Source organism: Streptomyces sp. NBC_00162 (assembly GCF_024611995.1).
GTDB lineage: Bacteria > Actinomycetota > Actinomycetes > Streptomycetales > Streptomycetaceae > Streptomyces.
The window spans coordinates 6,836,388-6,852,304 of record NZ_CP102509.1; the positions used below are offsets into that span (position 1 = coordinate 6,836,388).

The 15,917-nt window shown below is 70.5% G+C and carries 16 protein-coding genes; all 16 read left to right on the top strand.

Annotation, left to right across the window (positions count from 1 at the left end; genetic code table 11):
- Window positions 1-4 precede the first annotated feature (4 nt).
- The 16 genes from JIW86_RS31765 to JIW86_RS31845 all read left to right on the top strand — a co-directional run bounded on the left by JIW86_RS31765 (window position 5) and on the right by JIW86_RS31845 (window position 15,905).
- Window positions 5-355, top strand: a complete 351-nt coding sequence (locus JIW86_RS31765) for an STAS domain-containing protein (RefSeq protein ID WP_215147956.1) — start codon at window positions 5-7, stop codon at window positions 353-355.
- Window positions 352-2,499: a glycogen debranching protein GlgX gene (gene glgX / locus JIW86_RS31770; protein WP_257557265.1), complete on the top strand. Its 2,148-nt coding sequence runs from the start codon at window positions 352-354 to the stop codon at window positions 2,497-2,499. Before JIW86_RS31765 ends, glgX begins: the two co-directional genes overlap by 4 nt.
- Before the next feature lie 16 nt (window positions 2,500-2,515).
- A complete protein-coding gene (locus tag JIW86_RS31775; protein WP_215147958.1) occupies window positions 2,516-2,827 on the top strand; it encodes an STAS domain-containing protein in 312 nt (103 codons plus the stop codon).
- Window positions 2,824-3,297 (top strand): ATP-binding protein, encoded by a 474-nt coding sequence (locus JIW86_RS31780; RefSeq protein ID WP_257557266.1) that lies wholly within the window; start codon window positions 2,824-2,826, stop codon window positions 3,295-3,297. The genes JIW86_RS31775 and JIW86_RS31780 overlap by 4 nt, the downstream gene beginning before the upstream one ends.
- A complete protein-coding gene (locus JIW86_RS31785) occupies window positions 3,279-4,538 on the top strand; it encodes a PP2C family protein-serine/threonine phosphatase (RefSeq protein ID WP_257557267.1) in 1,260 nt (419 codons plus the stop codon). Before JIW86_RS31780 ends, JIW86_RS31785 begins: the two co-directional genes overlap by 19 nt.
- On the top strand, window positions 4,539-5,282 hold the full coding sequence (locus JIW86_RS31790; protein ID WP_215147962.1) for a MinD/ParA family ATP-binding protein: 744 nt from the start codon (window positions 4,539-4,541) through the stop codon (window positions 5,280-5,282). It abuts the gene before it with no gap.
- Window positions 5,283-5,352: 70 nt separating this feature from the next.
- Window positions 5,353-6,093, top strand: coding sequence for a type 1 glutamine amidotransferase domain-containing protein (locus JIW86_RS31795; protein WP_257557268.1), 741 nt, complete (start codon window positions 5,353-5,355; stop codon window positions 6,091-6,093).
- Between the two features lie 33 nt (window positions 6,094-6,126).
- On the top strand, window positions 6,127-7,611 hold the full coding sequence (locus JIW86_RS31800; protein WP_215147966.1) for an aldehyde dehydrogenase family protein: 1,485 nt from the start codon (window positions 6,127-6,129) through the stop codon (window positions 7,609-7,611).
- A gap of 38 nt (window positions 7,612-7,649) precedes the next feature.
- The gene (locus JIW86_RS31805; protein WP_215147968.1) at window positions 7,650-8,264 is read left to right on the top strand and encodes an NADPH-dependent F420 reductase; all 615 of its coding nucleotides are present in this window, start codon (window positions 7,650-7,652) and stop codon (window positions 8,262-8,264) included.
- Window positions 8,261-8,764 carry a (2Fe-2S)-binding protein gene (locus JIW86_RS31810; protein WP_406368637.1) on the top strand — a complete coding sequence of 168 codons (504 nt, stop codon included), beginning with the start codon at window positions 8,261-8,263 and terminating at the stop codon, window positions 8,762-8,764. Before JIW86_RS31805 ends, JIW86_RS31810 begins: the two co-directional genes overlap by 4 nt.
- 5 nt (window positions 8,765-8,769) lie before the next feature.
- Window positions 8,770-11,175 (top strand): xanthine dehydrogenase family protein molybdopterin-binding subunit, encoded by a 2,406-nt coding sequence (locus tag JIW86_RS31820; RefSeq protein WP_263862075.1) that lies wholly within the window; start codon window positions 8,770-8,772, stop codon window positions 11,173-11,175.
- Complete coding sequence (locus tag JIW86_RS31825; protein WP_257557270.1) at window positions 11,172-11,993, top strand: FAD binding domain-containing protein; 822 nt, start codon at window positions 11,172-11,174, stop codon at window positions 11,991-11,993. Before JIW86_RS31820 ends, JIW86_RS31825 begins: the two co-directional genes overlap by 4 nt.
- Before the next feature lie 53 nt (window positions 11,994-12,046).
- The gene (locus JIW86_RS31830) at window positions 12,047-13,303 is read left to right on the top strand and encodes an MFS transporter (protein ID WP_257557271.1); all 1,257 of its coding nucleotides are present in this window, start codon (window positions 12,047-12,049) and stop codon (window positions 13,301-13,303) included.
- Window positions 13,300-14,799, top strand: coding sequence for an ATP-binding protein (locus tag JIW86_RS31835; RefSeq protein WP_257557272.1), 1,500 nt, complete (start codon window positions 13,300-13,302; stop codon window positions 14,797-14,799). Before JIW86_RS31830 ends, JIW86_RS31835 begins: the two co-directional genes overlap by 4 nt.
- 15 nt (window positions 14,800-14,814) lie before the next feature.
- Complete coding sequence (locus JIW86_RS31840) at window positions 14,815-15,156, top strand: nuclear transport factor 2 family protein (protein ID WP_257557273.1); 342 nt, start codon at window positions 14,815-14,817, stop codon at window positions 15,154-15,156.
- A gap of 104 nt (window positions 15,157-15,260) precedes the next feature.
- The gene (locus tag JIW86_RS31845) at window positions 15,261-15,905 is read left to right on the top strand and encodes a TMEM175 family protein (protein WP_215147982.1); all 645 of its coding nucleotides are present in this window, start codon (window positions 15,261-15,263) and stop codon (window positions 15,903-15,905) included.
- The last annotated feature ends 12 nt before the right edge of the window (window positions 15,906-15,917 follow it).

Consider the following 15,917-nt stretch of genomic DNA (forward strand, 5'->3'; position numbering starts at 1 on the left):
TGCAATGACTCTCAACGTCAAGGAACGCCGGAACAAGACGGGCACCGTGCTCGTCGCCACCGGTGAGATCAACAGCGAGACATCCGGCTCGCTGCTCCAGGCCCTGCTGCCGCTGGTCCGCGAGGGCAAGCCGCTCAAGATCGACCTCACGGCGGTCACCTACGTCTCCAGCGCGGGCCTGCGCACCCTGCTCGTCGTCTACCGCGAAGCGCAGCACGCCGGCGTCGCCGTCACCCTCTACGGGGTGAGCGAGGAAGTCCGGTTCGTCATGTCGGCGACCGGCTTCCTCGACTTCTTCGAGACCGGCGAGGCGGCGGCCGCGGCCGCCAAGGCCAAGGCCAAGGCCGCGCGATGAGCGAGGCCCAGTCCGAGCAGGTCCTGCGTGTGGACGCGTACCCGACCCACGAGGTGGGCGGGTACCGCGTCCGCGCCGGCAAACCGTTCCCCTTCGGGGCCAATGTGGTCCCCGGCGGGGTCAGCTTCTCCGTCTTCTCCGACCAGGCCACCTCCATGACCCTGGTCATCTTCAAGCGCGGAGAGCCCGAGCCGATGGCCGAGCTGGAGTTCCCCGAGGAATTCCGCACCGGCAGCGTCTTCGCCATGACGGTCTTCGGCCTCGACCACGAGAACATCGAGTACGGGTACCGGGCCGACGGCCCCTACGACCCGGTCAGCGGCCACCGCTTCGACGCCCGGCAGATCCTCTCCGACCCGTACGCCCGGCTGATCGCCGGCCGTGACGTGTGGGGCGTGGAGCCGGACTACAGCCGCGGCTACCAGTACCGCTCCCGCGTCTGCCTCCAGGACTTCGACTGGGGCGACGACACCCCGCTGGGCATCCCCGCCGAGGACCTCGTCGTCTACGAGACCCACGTGCGCGGCTTCACCCGGCACCCCTCCTCGGGGGTCACCGCCCCCGGCACCTTCGCGGGGCTGCGCGAGAAGATCCCGTACCTCAAGGAACTCGGGGTCAACTGCATCGAGCTGCTCCCCGTGTTCGAGTTCGACGAGAGCGACAACCCGCGCAGCAACCCGGAGACCGGCGAGAAGCTCTTCGACTACTGGGGCTACAACACCGTCTCGTTCTTCGCGCCGAAGGCCGGCTACGCGGCCACCGGGCGGTACGGGATGCAGGGCGACGAGTTCCGCACCCTGATCAAGGACCTGCACGCGGCGGGCATCGAGGTCATCCTCGACGTCGTCTTCAACCACACCGCGGAAGGCAACGAGCAGGGCCCGACGATCTCCTTCAAGGGGCTCGACAACGCCACGTACTACATGCTCACGCCCGAGGGGTACTACTTCAACTTCAGCGGCACGGGCAACACCGTCAACTGCAACCACCCCGTCGTGCGCAACTACGTGCTCGACTGCCTGCGCCACTGGGTCGCCGACTACCACGTCGACGGCTTCCGCTTCGACCTCGCGGCCATCCTCGGCCGGTCCCCGGACGGCACCCCGCTGCCCAACCCGCCGCTCCTGGAGCTGCTCGCCTTCGACCCGGTCCTGCGGCACACCAAGCTCATCGCCGAGGCCTGGGACGCGGGCGGACTCTACGAGGTCGGCAACTTCCCGGCGTACGGCCGCTGGGCGGAGTGGAACGGGAAGTACCGCGACACCGTGCGCAGCTTCCTCAAGGGCGACCCCGGGGTGACCGGCGAACTGGCCACCCGGATCGCCGGCTCGCCGGACCTCTACTCCAGCCGCGGGACCTCGGCGTCCGTCAACTTCCTGACGGCGCACGACGGTTTCACCCTGGCCGACCTCGTCTCGTACAACGACAAGCACAACGAGGCCAACGGCGAGGGCAACAACGACGGCGGCAACGACAACGCCAGCTGGAACTGCGGCGCCGAGGGGCCGACCGACGATCCCGAGGTCAACGCGCTGCGCACCCGGCAGATGAAGAACGCCCTCGCCATCCTCTTCACCAGCCAGGGCATCCCGATGCTGCTGGCCGGGGACGAGGTCGCCCGGACCCAGCAGGGCAACAACAACACGTACTGCCAGGACAACGAGCTGTCCTGGTTCGACTGGGACCAGGTCGACGACAACGCCGAACTGCTCCGGTTCACGCGGGAGATGATCGCCTTCCGCAAGCACCACCGCGAGCTGCGCTCCACCTCCCACCCCACCGGACAGGTCCGCGAGAACCTCGGCCTGCCGGACATCAGCTGGCACGGGGAGCGGGCCTGGCAGCCCGACTGGTCGGCCGAGAGCCGGCTGCTGGCGGTGGCCCGCTGCGGCACCGGCGACGACGACGTGGTGTACGTGGCCATGAACTCGCACTGGGAGTCGCACGACCTGGAACTGCCCGCCCTGCCCGGCGGCCGGAGCTGGCACCTGTTCGCCGACACGGGGGCCGAGGCACCGCACGACATCCGCACCCCGGGCAGCGAGCAGGAGCTGGACAACGCCGGGAAGTACCTGATCGGCCCGCGGTCGGTCGTGATCCTGGTGGGCCGTACCAACGATCCCGACCGTTTCGACACGCCCTGACCGAAGGAGACCTGACATGCCGCTTTCCGTGTCCCTGAGCATCGAGGGCGACACCACCGTGATCGAGCTGACGGGCGAGCTGGACGCCAAGACCGCGCCGGACTTCCACCAGACCATCGAGAAGGCCGCCGGCCACGGCACCAGCACCGTCGAGATCAGGATGGCAGGCGTCGGCTACATGGCCAGCGCCGGACTGCGCTCCCTGGTCTTCGCCCAGCAGAAGGTCGCGAACAACGTCACCATCAAGGTGGTCGGTGCCATCGAGCCCGTGTCCCGGACGATCCGGACGGCAGGGCTCGACCGCAGCATCGTTCTCTCCGATGAGTGACCACCGTGACTGACATGGTCGAACTGGCGAGGACGTCCGCCGTACTGGAGGTGCCCGCGACGGTGGGGGCACTGGGCGACATCGCCTCGTTCGTCCTGCGGCTGGCCGGACGGGCGGGCCTGGGCAAGGGCGCCGCCTACCGGCTCCGGCTGGCCGTGGACGAACTGGCCACGAACGTCGTGATGCACGGGTACCGGGGCGGCGACGGACGGATCACCGTCCGCGGCCGCTCCGGCCCGGGCGGGGTGCGGATCACCATCGAGGACGCCGCACCCGCCTTTGACCCCGTCGAAGGCCGCCTTCCGCCCGCCCCCGGGGTTCCCCCGCAGGACCGGCGGATCGGCGGCCTCGGCATCCACCTGGCGCTGACCAGCGTGGACGAGTTCAGCTACGTGTACAGGGACGGCCGCAACATCAGCACGCTGACTGTGAAGGCTGAGGGGACGGACCCATGCCCTCCACGACCGTGATCATCCTCGACGAGTACCCGCCCCCGCCGCCCGAGCTGTTCGAGGCGCTGCGGACCATGGACGCGGAACTCGTCACCCGTACGCTGACGGAGCTCCGGGAAGGACCGCTGGAACTGCTGCCCGTCGCGGACGTGCTTCTCGCCCCGGCCGAATCCGACGGGGAGTCCGTACGGATGGCCGTGCGCCGGCTGCGCCGCTGGGCCGGGGCCCCCATCGTCGTCGTCTGGACGGTGACCGAGTTCGCCGCCCTGGAGGAACACGTCCGGATCGGGCACGACTACCTCGTACCGCCCTTCCTGCCCGCCCTCGTCGGGGCCCGGCTGCACAGCTGCTCGGAGCGCGCCGGACTCGGCCGCACCCTGCGCGAAGCCGACGCCCGCGCCGAACTCATGGGGTACGAGAAGGAACTGGAGATCGGCCGGGAGATCCAGGCCGGGTTCCTGCCCGAATCGCTGCCGGTCCCCGAGGGCTGGGAGATCGACGTCCGGTTCCGGCCGGCCCGGCAGGTCGCCGGGGACTTCTACGACGTCTTCGAGATCTCCCGGGGCCGCCGGCTGGCCTTCGTCGTCGCCGACGTCTGCGACAAGGGGGTGGGAGCGGCGCTGTTCATGGCGCTCATCCGCTCGCTGCTGCGGCACACCGCGGAGAACAGCGGCCTCCAGCACCTGGTCGCCGCGGGGCGCACGGGCGGCAGCAGACGCATCCCGGTGGTCGGCGCCACCCCGCTGCTCAACGCGGTCACCGCCACCAACGGCTACCTCACCCGCAACCACCTGCGGCAGGGCTACTTCGCCACCCTCTTCTTCGGCGTGCTGGACCCGGTCACCGGCAGCCTCGTCTACATCAACGGGGGCCACAACCCGCCCCTCCTGCTGCGCGCCGACGGCAGCCCGCCCGTCGCCCTCGAGGTCACCGGGCCCGCTGTCGGGGTACTGCCCGACTGCGTCTTCACCCTCGGCTACGCCCAGCTCAACCTCGGCGACACGCTCTTCGTGTTCACCGACGGGGTCCCCGAGGCCCGCTGCCCGAACGGCAGCTTCCTCGGTGACGAACGGATGCTGGAACTGCTCGCCGGCACCCAGGTGAGCGGCAAGGACGTGGTCGACCGGATGGACCTGGCGGTGCGCGAGCACACCGGCACCGCCGAACAGCACGACGACGTCACCATGCTGGCCCTGCACCGGCCACGCGCGGCGCGGGGGCCGCACGCGGACGGTGCCAGTCACAAGGTGGTGGCCTAGATGACCCGCACCATCGTGGTGCACTCGCACCGCGGTGGCACGGGGAAGTCCTCGGTACTGGCGAACCTCGCGCTGCTCCTCGCGGCCGAGGGACGCCGGGTGGGGGTGGTGGACACCGACATCCAGTCACCCACCCTGGACCTGCTGTTCCGGCTCGGACCGGGCGCCTCCCTGGCCGACTACCTGCTCGGCCGCTGCGAGATCGAGGCCGCGGCCCAGCAGGTGAGCCTGCCCGGGCTGTACGTCGTACCGGCCCGGACCGGCACCGCCGCCCTGCGCGAGATCATGACCAGCGGATACGACGTGGGGCTGCTTCCGGAGGGTTTCGACCGGCTGGCCGAGCACTACGCCCTCGACGTGCTGCTGCTCGACACCCACGCCGGGCTCAACAACGAGTCGGTGACCGCCATGGCGAGCGCCGACGTGCTGATGATCATGGCCCGGGCCGACCGGATCGACCTCTCCGGGGTCGAGGAGACCATCGCCCTCGCCGGGCGGCTGGCCTGCCGGCGGACCCTGGTGCTGAGCATGGCCCCCGAGGGCATCGACCGGGTCGAGGCCCGGCGGCGGGCCGAGGAGGTCTACGGCGCACCCCTGGCCGGAATCCTTCCGTACTCGCCGGAAATGGCGGCGCTGCACGGAGAGCGCATATTCGCAGAGGCTCATCCCGACCACCCCCTGGTCGGTGAATTCCGCACCATCATCTCGGCGTTGGACGCACGTGACGAAGTATCGCGTGCATGACGCCGCCCCCTTACGCCCCGCTGTAGGGGCCGTGTTGAATCGGCAGCGAATCCAGAACAAGGAGAGAATCATGAAGATTCTCGTCGTCATGACGGCCAAGGCCACGCTCCATCTGCTGGACGGAGAACAGCACCCCTCGGGATTCTGGGCCGAGGAATTCGTCATTCCCTTTTCGTTGTTCAAGGCCGCCGGCCACACCGTGGACGTGGCCACGATCGGCGGCCGGGCACCGACCGTCGACCAGACGAGCATCGACCCCCAGTTCCTCCAGTGGGTCCGCCCGCAGGGCTCCCCGGACGAGGACGCGGCCAACGCGGCCGAGTACGTCCGGGTCATCCGGGACACCGCGCAGCTCACGGCTCCCCTCGCGCTCGAGTCCCTGACCGAGAAGGACATCGCCGACTACGACGGCGTGTACGTCAGCGGCGGCCACGGAGCCATCGGCGACCTGCCCAAGTCCGACGAACTCGCCCAGATCCTGCGCTGGGTCATCGCCCAGGACAAGCCGCTCGCGACCGTGTGCCACGGCCACACCTCGCTGCTCGCGCTGCGCGACGGCGAAGGCCGCTGGCCCTTCGAGGGCTACCGGATGACGGCCTTCTCGCACGCCGAGGAGATGGTCACCAACATGGCCGGCCGGCTCCCGCTGATCCTCGAGGTCGAGCTCACCCGGCTCGGCGCACGCTACGAGAAGGCCGAGGCGATCTGGGACTCGCACGTGGTCGTGGACCGCAAGCTGACCACCGGCCAGAACCCGTACTCCTCCAAGGCCCTCGCAGAGACGTTCTTAACGCAGCTCGCGAAGGGCTAGTACCGCCCCCGCATCCGACACCGGAAGGCAGCCATGACCAAGCGCGCGCTCAGCGACCAGCCCTTGGCCAACCCCGGGAAGCTGTTCATCGGCGGCAAATGGGTCTCGGCCCAGGACGGCCGTACCGAACCGGACATCAGCCCCGTCGACGGCCAGGAGATCGTGCCGGTGGCCCAGGCCACCGCCGCCGACGCGGACGCGGCCGTCGCCGCGGCCCGCAAGGCGTACGAAGAAGGTCCGTGGAGCAGACTCTCCGCGCAGGAGCGCGCGCTGCGGCTGAACCGGGTCGGTGAGCTCATCGAGCGAGACCTGGAGGAGATCGCCCTCCTGGAGACCGTGGACATGGGCAAGCCGTTCGCCTTCTCCAGCACGGTCGACGCTCCCATGGCCGCGCAGCTCATGCACTACTACGCCGGTGCGGTGACCCGCGTCGACGGCTCCTCGCGGGCCCCGGCCGGCGGGCAGCTCGCCTACACCCTGCGCGAACCGCTGGGCGTGGTCTGCGCCATCACCCCGTTCAACTTCCCGCTGCTGCTGTCGATGACGAAGATCGCACCGGCACTGGCGGCGGGGAACACGGTCGTCCACAAGCCCTCCCCGGCCACCCCGCTCACCGCCCTGAAGATCGCCGAGCTCTTCCAGGAGGCGGAGATCCCGGACGGGGTGCTGAACGTCATCACCGGTCCCGGCGTGGAACTGGGGGAGACCCTCACCGACCACCCGGACATCGACAAGATCGCGTTCACCGGCTCCACCTCCGTCGGCCAGTCCATCATCCGCAAGGCGGCCGGCACCCTGAAGAAGGTGACGATGGAGCTCGGCGGCAAGTCCGCCAACATCGTCTTCGCCGACGCCGACCTCGACGCGGCCGAGGAACTCGCCTTCTTCGGCATCTACTACAACAAGGGCGAGATCTGCACCGCCGGCTCCCGCCTGCTCCTGCACCGGCCCATCCACGACGAGATGGTCGAACGCCTGGTCCGCCGGGCCGCCGCCCTCAAGCCGGGCGACCCGCGCGACCCGGCCACGCTGTTCGGGCCGCTGGCCCACCGCGGCCAGTTCGACAAGGTCAGCTCCTACATCGAGGTCGGCGAGAAGGAAGGCGCGGTCCTGCGCACCGGCGGCACCGGGTGGACCCCCGAGGGGGCCTCCGAGCAGGGCCTGTACTTCCTGCCGACCATCTTCACCGGCGTCGACAACGGCATGCGGATCGCCCAGGAGGAGATCTTCGGGCCGGTCCTGTCGATCATCCCCTTCGACACCGAGGAGGACGCCGTGCGCATCGCCAACGACAGCGCGTACGGCCTCGCCGCCGGTGTCCACACCAAGGACCTGCGGCGCGCCCACCGGGTCGCCTCGCAGATCAAGGCCGGCACGGTCTGGGTGAATTGCTACAACCAGTACGACCCCGCCGTGCCCTACGGCGGCTACAAGGCCTCCGGCTACGGCCGCGAGTGCGGCCCGGAGTCCCTGGAGAGCTACACCCAGACCAAGTCGGTCTGGATCGGCATGGACTGACCCCTGCTCGGACCGAGACCGGCAACTGAGGAGCGTCAATGCGGACAGGCATCATCGGCACCGGGCGGATCGGTACGGTCCTCGCACGGATCCTGGTGGCGGCAGGCCACGAGGTCGTGCTCGCCAATGCCCGGGGCCCGCAGACCCTCGGCCCGCTCGTGGCCGAGCTGGGACCGGCGGCCTCGGCGGCGCACCCCGCCAAGGCCGCCGGGCAGGCCGAACTCCTGGTGCTGATGGTGCCGTTCGACAGCGTGCGGGGGCTCCTCCCCCCGCACGTGGTGCAGGACAAGGTGCTGGTGGACGCCACGAACGCGTTCACCGGCCCCGGCGACCCCGCCGACCTCGGCGGGCGCGGCTCCAGCGACCTGGTCGCCGAGTGGTATCCCGGCGCCCAGGTCGTGAAATCCCTGAACACCATGCACTTCGAAACCCTCGCCGTAGCCGGCACCGCAGCCGGTGAGCGTCTGGCGCATTTCACGGCGGGCGACGACGGGAAATCGAAGGAAATCGTCGCGGGAATCATCACGGATCTGGGATTCGCGCCCGTAGACACCGGCCCGCTGCACTCCGGGGGAATTCTCCAGCAGCCCGGCGGGCCCCTCTTCAACCGGCCGCTCACGGAAGCGCAGGCGCTGGCATGGATATCACACTGAACGTGAACGGAAGACCCGAGCAGTTCTCGGCGCAGCCGAACGAACTGCTCGTGGAACGGCTCCGCGACGGCCTGGGACTGACCGGCACCAAAGTCGGCTGCGACACCGGCCAGTGCGGCTCCTGCGTCGTCCAGCTCGACGGCCGTTCCGTCAAGAGCTGCCTGATCCTCACGGTGTCCGCCGCCGGATCCGAGGTGGCCACCATCGAGGGCGTCACCACCCCCGGCGGCGAACTGAACGGCCTCCAGGAGGCGCTGCGCCAGGAGCACGGCACCCAGTGCGGGTTCTGCACCCCCGGCATGGTCATGGCGCTGGGCGAGCTCGTGGACAACACCGCCGGCGGCGAGGCGCCCACCGAACCCGAGATCCGCGAGTGGCTCACCGGCAACCTCTGCCGCTGCACCGGCTACCACAGCGTCGTACGCGGCGTGCAGCGCGCCTGCGCCGCCGCCCGCGCCGAAGCGCCCGCCGGCTCCACCGCCGTCGGACAGGAGGTGTGAGGGCCATGACCACAGTGACGGGGGAAACCGCCCTCCCGGGCAACGGCGTCCTCGGCCAGCCGCTGGACAGCCGCGAGGACCCGCAGCTCCTGCGCGGAGAGGCCACGTACGTCGCGGACATCGATCTGCCCGGCACCGCCCACATGGCGATCCTCGGCAGCCCGGTCGCCCACGCGAAGATCCTCTCCATCGAGACCAAGGCCGCCGAGCAGCTGCCCGGAGTGCTGAAGGTGGCCACCGCCGCCGACTTCACCGACGTCATGCCGCTGCCCTGCATCTGGATACCCGGCGGGGTCGAGAGCCACTTCCCGCCCCACCCCTACGGACTTCCCGGCGCCCGGCCGGTCCTCACCGGCGACACGGTCCGCCACGTCGGCGACCCCATCGCCGTGGTCGTCGCCGAGACCCCGCGCCAGGCCACGGCCGCGCTCGCCGCCATCGCCGTCGAGTACGAGCCGCTGCCCGTGGTCACCCGGGCCGACGAGGCGCTCGCCGAAGGCGCGCCCCAGCTGCACGAGGCCGTCCCGGGCAACCTGAACGCGTACTGGACCTGCGGCGACAAGGACCGCACCGACGCGGCCATCGCCGAAGCCGAGGTCACCGTAGAGCTCGACCTGGTGAACCAGCGCACCATCAACAGCCCCATCGAGCCGCGGGGCGCGGTCGGCGACTACAACGCCGCCACCGGCGAGTACACGCTCTACGCCTCCACCCAGGGCCCGCACAACCACCGCTTCCTGCTCTCCGCGCTGGTCCTCGGCATCCCCTTCAACAAGCTCCGGGTGGTCGCCCCGACCGTCGGCGGCAGCTTCGGCACCAAGGGGTACCTGTACCCCGACATGGCGCTGGTCCTGCTGCTGTCCAAGGCGCTGGGCCGGCCCGTGAAGTGGGTGGACACCCGCACCGGGCTGATGAACTCCACCGTCCAGGGCCGCGACCACCGCCAGCACGTCACCCTGGCCGGCACCCGCGACGGCCGCATCACCGCCGTGCGCTGCACCAGCTACGCCAACCTCGGCGCGTACCCGTCGACGATCGGCCCCGGTGTGGCCACCGCCCTCATGGGCCGGTCCATCAGCGGTATGTACGACATCGACGCCGCCTTCTGCGAGGTCTACGCCGCCTTCACCAACACGGTCTCGCTCGGCGCCCAGCGCGGCAGCGGGCGCGCCGAGGCCGCCTTCCTGATGGAGCGCCTCGTCGACCGGTACTCCTCGGAGATCGGCATGGACCCGGCGGCCGTACGGCGCAAGAACCTGGTGCCCAAGGAGAAGTTCCCGTACGACAACGGCCTCGGCTGGACCTACGACTCCGGGAACTACCAGCTGAACTTCGACCGGGCGCTCGAGCTGTCGGGCTACGCCGACATGCCCGCCCGCAAGGCCGAGGCCCGCACCCGCGGCAAGCGGCTCGGCGTCGGACTCGCCACCTACGTGGCGATCTGCGGAGTCGGCCCCTCCACCCGGATGTCCAAGGAGGGCATGCTGGGCGGAACCTGGGAGAGCGCCAACATCCGGGTCCACCCCACCGGCGAGGTCACCGTCACCGTCGGCTCGGCCTCCACCGGCCAGAGCCACGGCACCGTCTTCGCCCAGGTCGCCGCCGACGAGCTCGGCATCGACCCGGCCCAGGTCCAGGTCTACGAGGGGGACACGCTCAAAGCCCCGTACGGACAGGGCACCTACGGCTCCCGCTCCTACAGCATGGCCGCGCCCGCCGTGGCGCTCACCGCCCGGAAGCTCAAGGCCAAGCTGGTCCGGGCCGGCGCCGTCTTCCTGGGCATCCCCGAGGACAAGGTCGTCTACGCGGGCGGCAAGGTCTACGAAGAGGGCAACGAGGAGAACACCAAGACCTTCGCCGAACTGGCGATGGCCATGTGGTACGGCTGGGGCCTGCCCCCGGAGATCGAGCCCGCGCTCGACGAGACCACCCACTTCGACCCGCCGGACTTCAACTACCCCTTCGGATCGCACGTCGCGGTCGTCGAGATCGACGAACTGACCGGCGAGACCGAGGTGGTGGCCTACACCGCCGTCGACGACGCCGGGAACATCGGCAACCCGAAGGTGGTCCTCGGCCAGATCGAGGGCAGCATCGTCCACGGCCTCGGCCAGGCCCTCATGGAAGCCGCCGAGTACGACGAGAACGGGCTGCTCGTCAGCTCCGACCTCAACCACTACGCCCTGCCGCGCGCCGCCGACGTGCCCTTCTTCGACCTCGACAAGACGGTCACGCCCAGCCCGCACAACCCGCTCGGCGCCAAGGGCGCCGGCGAGATCGCCACCGTCCCGCCCGCCGCGGCCGTCGTCAACGCCGTCGTCGACGCCCTCTCCGACCTGGGCGTCCGGCACATCGACATGCCGCTCACCCCCGAGAAGGTCTGGCGCCGCCTGAGAGGGGAAAGCCAGTGATCCTCACCGAGTTCGACTACGTCCGGCCCGTCGGCCTCGACGAGGCACTGACCCTGCTGTCCGGGACGCCCGGCGCCCGGGTGCTGGCCGGGGGGCAGAGCCTGCTGCCCGACCTGCGCACCGGGGCCGAACGGGCCCGGCTGCTGGTCGACATCCGCCGGCTCGAGGAGCTGCGCGGCATCGCCCGCGGCCCCGGGGGACTGCGGATCGGGGCCCTCACCACCCTCGCCGAGCTCTCCGCGGACCCGCTGGTCCTCGCCGGAGCACCGGAGCTGGCCGCCGCGGCCCGCGCCAACGGCGACCCCCAGGTCCGCAACCTCGGCACCGTCGGCGGCAACCTCGCCGCCGACGGGCGCGCCACCGACCTGCCGGTGGCCGCCATCGCCGCCGACGCCCTGGTCGAACTGGCCGGTCCCGGCGGGCTGTCGACCGTAACGGCCGAGGAGTTCGCGGCTTCGGGCGCATCCGCGGGCACGGTCGTCACTGCCTTGCTGGTGCCCGGGGCCGGGCGGGCCGGCGCCTTCGAGAAGACCGCCGACCGGGCCACCCGCTACCCGGTGTGCGCCACCGCCGTACGGGTCACCCCCGACGGGCCGCGCATCGCCGTCACCGGGGCCACCGCCCGCCCGCTGCGCCTGCGCGGGGTCGAAGACCGGCTGCGCGGCGGCCCGTACACCACGGACGCCGTCCTCGCGGCCTTCCGCGCCGAGCCCCGGGAGCTGTTCGTCCCCGGGCGCGGCACCTCGGCCGAGTACCTGGGCCATCTCGCGGGGGTGCTCACGGCCCGCGCGCTGGCAAGGGCCCAGGCCCTCGCCTGACCCGCACATCACGGGCCCTCTCAGGGGCCCATCACGGGGGAGTTGAGCAAGCAGTGGCCGACACATCGAAGACGACCACGGGGGTCAGCGTGCACCCAGCCGCACCAGCGGCCGGCGCGCCCAGAGCCTCCGGCTTCTGGCTGGTGGGCGCGGTCCTCGTCCTGCTCATGCTCTCCTCCTCCGTGCCCTCCGCCCTCTACGTGCTCTACCAGGAGAAGTGGGGGCTGTCCTCCGGCACCATCACGGTGGTCTTCGCCCTGTACGCGGTGACCGTGCTCGCCGGGCTCCTGCTGTTCGGGTCGCTGTCCGACACCCTCGGCCGGCGCCCCGTCCTGGGCGCCGGGCTGGTCCTGGCGATCGTCTCGATGGGACTGTTCGCCGGTGCCCAGGGGCTGGGGCTGCTGCTCGCCGCCCGCGCCGTACAGGGGCTCGCCGTGGGCCTGGCCACCGGGGCGATGGGCGCGGCCCTGCTGGAACTCAGCCCCGCGTCCCGGCCCGCGCTCGGCGCCCAGGTCAACAGCGCCGGGCCGACCGTGGGGATCGGGCTCGGCGGGATCGGGGCCGGCCTCCTCGTCCAGTTCGCCCCCGCGCCGACGGTCCTGAGCTACGTGCTGCTGATCGGGGCCTTCGCCGTGACCCTGGTGGGCGTGGTCCGGATGCGGGAGAGCGCACCGGGGGCGGGGGGCCGCTTCCGGGTGGTCCCGCACCGGATCCACGTGCCGGCCGGCTCCCGCGGCACGTTCGCCGTCCTCGTCCTGACCATCGTCGCGGTCTGGTCGGTGGGCGGCTTCTACCTCTCGCTCGGCCCGCACCTGGCGCTCTCGCTGCTGGAGTCCACCAACTACCTCGTCGGCGGCGGCACGGTCGCCCTGCTCGCGGGCGCGGCCACCGTGGCCCAGCTGATGCTGGGCCGCACCGAGGCCCTGCGCACCGCCGTGCTCGGGCTGTGCGGACTGCTCGCCGGACTCGGCCTGGTCCTGCTCGCGCTGGGCCTCGGCTCGGCCGCCGTGTTCCTGGTGGCCACCGCGGTGCTCGGCAGCGGCTGGGGCGCGGCCTTCCTCGGCTCCTTCCGCGCGCTGAGCGGACTCGCCGACCCGGCACACCGCGGCGAACTGACCGCCGCCGTCTACGTGTTCGCGTACCTCGCGATGAGCGTGCCGGCGGTCCTCGCCGGGATGCTCACCAACATCCACGGCCTGCACCGCACCTCGGTCGGCTTCATGGCCGCCGTCGCCGCGGTGTGCGCCCTGGCCCTGCTCGTCACCGTGCGACTGGCCGCCCGTACCCGGGCCGAGGGGAGGGCGGTGTGAACGACCTGGAACTGAGGTCCGCCCTGCACGGACTGGAGATCTTCGCCGGGATCACCGACGACCAGCTGGACTGGCTGGTGTCGGTCTCCGAGCCTCGGGTCCTCGCCGACGGGGAGGTCCTCTTCCGCGACGGTGAGGAGGCGACCGGCTTCCACGTCCTGCTCTCGGGCGGGCTGGTCGTCACCAAGGTGGTCGACGGCCGGGAGGAGGTGCTCACCCGGCACTCCACCGAGGAGGAGAGCGCCGCCGCCGAGGAGCACGACGGCAAACCGTCCGCCGCCCACCGGTTCACCGGTGAACTGCCCCTGCTGACCGAGGGCTCCTACGTGGCCACCGCGGCCGCGAGCGGGCCGTCGACCACCGTCGTGGCGTATACGAAGCCGGTCTTCTTCGAGATGCTGACCCGCTGCCACGGGGTGGCCGCCGTACTGATCCCCGTGCTGGCCTGGCGGATCAAGTCCTCCGAGGTGCAGGCCCGCAAGCGGGCCACCGTGGAGGCGCTCGGCACCCTGGCCGCCGGCCTCGCCCACGAGCTGAACAACCCGGCGGCCGCCGTGGCCCGGGCCGCGCAGGAACTGGCCCCCGCCCTGGACCGGCTCACCCGCACCGCCCAGGCCTGGGGCGCGGCCGCCACCGGCGCGGAGCGCTCCGTGTTCGACCGGCTGGCGGACGAGCTGGACAAGCTCCCGCCACCGGTGATCACCGACCCGCTCGCCCAGGCCGACGCCGAGGAGGAGATCGCCGACTGGGCGGAGGAGGCGGGCACCGAGCGGCCCGGCCTGCTCGGCTCGGGGGTCTCGGACCTCGGGCTGGAGCTGGGCTGGCTGCTGGAACGGCTGGAGGGCGTCGGCGAGCCCTCCCTGCCGGCCGCACTCGACCACCTGGCGGCGCTCCTGGAGATCCGCTCGCTCGCCGCGGAGCTCCGGGCGGCCGGTCCGCGGATCTCCCAACTCGTCTCCGCCACCCGGGATTACGCCAATCTCGACCGCGCCCCCGAACAGAGCTTCCAGGTGACCGGCGGACTGGAGAACACGCTGGTCGTGCTGCGTGCCAAGCTCGCCGGGATCAGCATCGTGCGGGAGTACGAACCCGGCCTGCCCGAACTGACGGGCTATCCGAGCGAGTTGAACCAGGTGTGGACCAACCTGGTCGACAACTCGGCCGAGGCCATGGAGGGTTCCGGCGTACTCACGCTGCGCGCCCGGGCCGAGGGCATCTGCATGGTCGTGGAGATCACCGACACCGGACGCGGCATCCCGGAGGAATCCCTGCCGCGGATCTTCGAACCCTTCTACACCACCAAGGACGTGGGCAAGGGCACGGGCCTGGGGCTGCACCTCAGCTACCGCATCGTGACCCAGCGCCACCACGGGTCCATCACGGCCCGCTCGCGTCCGGGCGAGACCCGGATGGTGGTCCGGCTGCCCTTCGCCGGCGGCGCCCAGTCCTGCGCCCCACCTGCCGCAACACCAGAAGTACCCACCTCCACCAGTTGAATGATCGGAGTCGACATGGCCAAGTACGACATCTCCAAGCTGCACCCGGTGTTCGTGCGCCAGATGGAAGCGCTGGCCGCCCTGGACATCGAGGCGGTCATGAAGAACTACACCGACGACGCGGTGCTGTTGCGCTTCGAGGGCGTCTCGGTCGGCATCGACGCCGTTCGCGAGACGTTCACCGGATATCTCACCGTGAAGCCCACGCTGGTGGAACTCCAGGAGTACATCGAGACGGACGACACCATCTTCTACCGGGCGATCATGAACCTGAACGGTGAACCGGAGCACGCGTTCGGGACACTTGTGGTCCGCGATGGCCGAATCTGGCGGCAGACGGCCGGGTTCGGCGGCTGATCCCGGAAATCTGGGTAGCGTGTGCGGGGAGGGCGGTGGATGTGCGCCCTCCCCGTATGTGTGGCAGGTCGTAGATATATGCAAGAAGTGGTGAAGGGGAGGCCATGGAACGCGAAACCGGACGGGTCGAGGCATTCAGTGATGGTGTATTTGCCATCATCATTACCATCCTCGTCCTGGAATTGAAGGTTCCGGAAGAAACGGGATCCGACTTCTGGCACGGAGTTCGGGAACAGTGGCCGCATTACGCCGCCTATGTGGTGAGCTTCCTCATCATCGGCGTGATGTGGGTGAACCACCACACCATCTTCAGTCACCTCAAGCGGGTCGACCGGCCGCTGTTGTTCCTGAATCTCCTGGTGCTCATGGTGGTATCGGTGATTCCCTACACCACCAACGTCCTCGCCGAACACCTCATGGAGGAAGGCTCCGCCACCCCGGCGGCCGTCCTCTACAGCCTCGTCACCGTGGCCTATGCCTTGGCGTTCCTGGCCTTCTGGTGGTACGTCACCCGGGTCGGCCACCTCTTCCACGAAACGGTCGACAAGGAAGGCGCCCGGGCGACGCGCGTGCGGTTCGGCCTCGGCGCCATCGCCTACCCCTTGACCGTGGTCCTGGCGTTCTTCTCCGCACCGCTCACTCTTGTCGCGCACTTCCTGATCGCGATCTACTATGCGGCGAACCAGATCCCCATCCCCCTCGTGGTAGAGGAAGAGCGGCTCGAAACTGCGAGCGACCTCAGGAAGTAGCCGCCGGGGCCT

Excerpts from the sequence above, each read along its gene's own strand:
- JIW86_RS31765 (WP_215147956.1), top strand. The coding sequence starts at position 5 with ATGACTCTCAACGTCAAGGAACGCCGGAACAAGACGGGCACCGTGCTC.
- JIW86_RS31820 (WP_263862075.1), top strand. The coding sequence starts at position 8,770 with ATGACCACAGTGACGGGGGAAACCGCCCTCCCGGGCAACGGCGTCCTC.
- JIW86_RS31785 (WP_257557267.1), top strand. The coding sequence starts at position 3,279 with ATGCCCTCCACGACCGTGATCATCCTCGACGAGTACCCGCCCCCGCCG.
- glgX (WP_257557265.1), top strand. The coding sequence starts at position 352 with ATGAGCGAGGCCCAGTCCGAGCAGGTCCTGCGTGTGGACGCGTACCCG.
- JIW86_RS31775 (WP_215147958.1), top strand. The coding sequence starts at position 2,516 with ATGCCGCTTTCCGTGTCCCTGAGCATCGAGGGCGACACCACCGTGATC.
- JIW86_RS31790 (WP_215147962.1), top strand. The coding sequence starts at position 4,539 with ATGACCCGCACCATCGTGGTGCACTCGCACCGCGGTGGCACGGGGAAG.
- JIW86_RS31805 (WP_215147968.1), top strand. The coding sequence starts at position 7,650 with ATGCGGACAGGCATCATCGGCACCGGGCGGATCGGTACGGTCCTCGCA.
- JIW86_RS31795 (WP_257557268.1), top strand. The coding sequence starts at position 5,353 with ATGAAGATTCTCGTCGTCATGACGGCCAAGGCCACGCTCCATCTGCTG.
- JIW86_RS31840 (WP_257557273.1), top strand. The coding sequence starts at position 14,815 with ATGGCCAAGTACGACATCTCCAAGCTGCACCCGGTGTTCGTGCGCCAG.
- JIW86_RS31800 (WP_215147966.1), top strand. The coding sequence starts at position 6,127 with ATGACCAAGCGCGCGCTCAGCGACCAGCCCTTGGCCAACCCCGGGAAG.
- JIW86_RS31845 (WP_215147982.1), top strand. The coding sequence starts at position 15,261 with ATGGAACGCGAAACCGGACGGGTCGAGGCATTCAGTGATGGTGTATTT.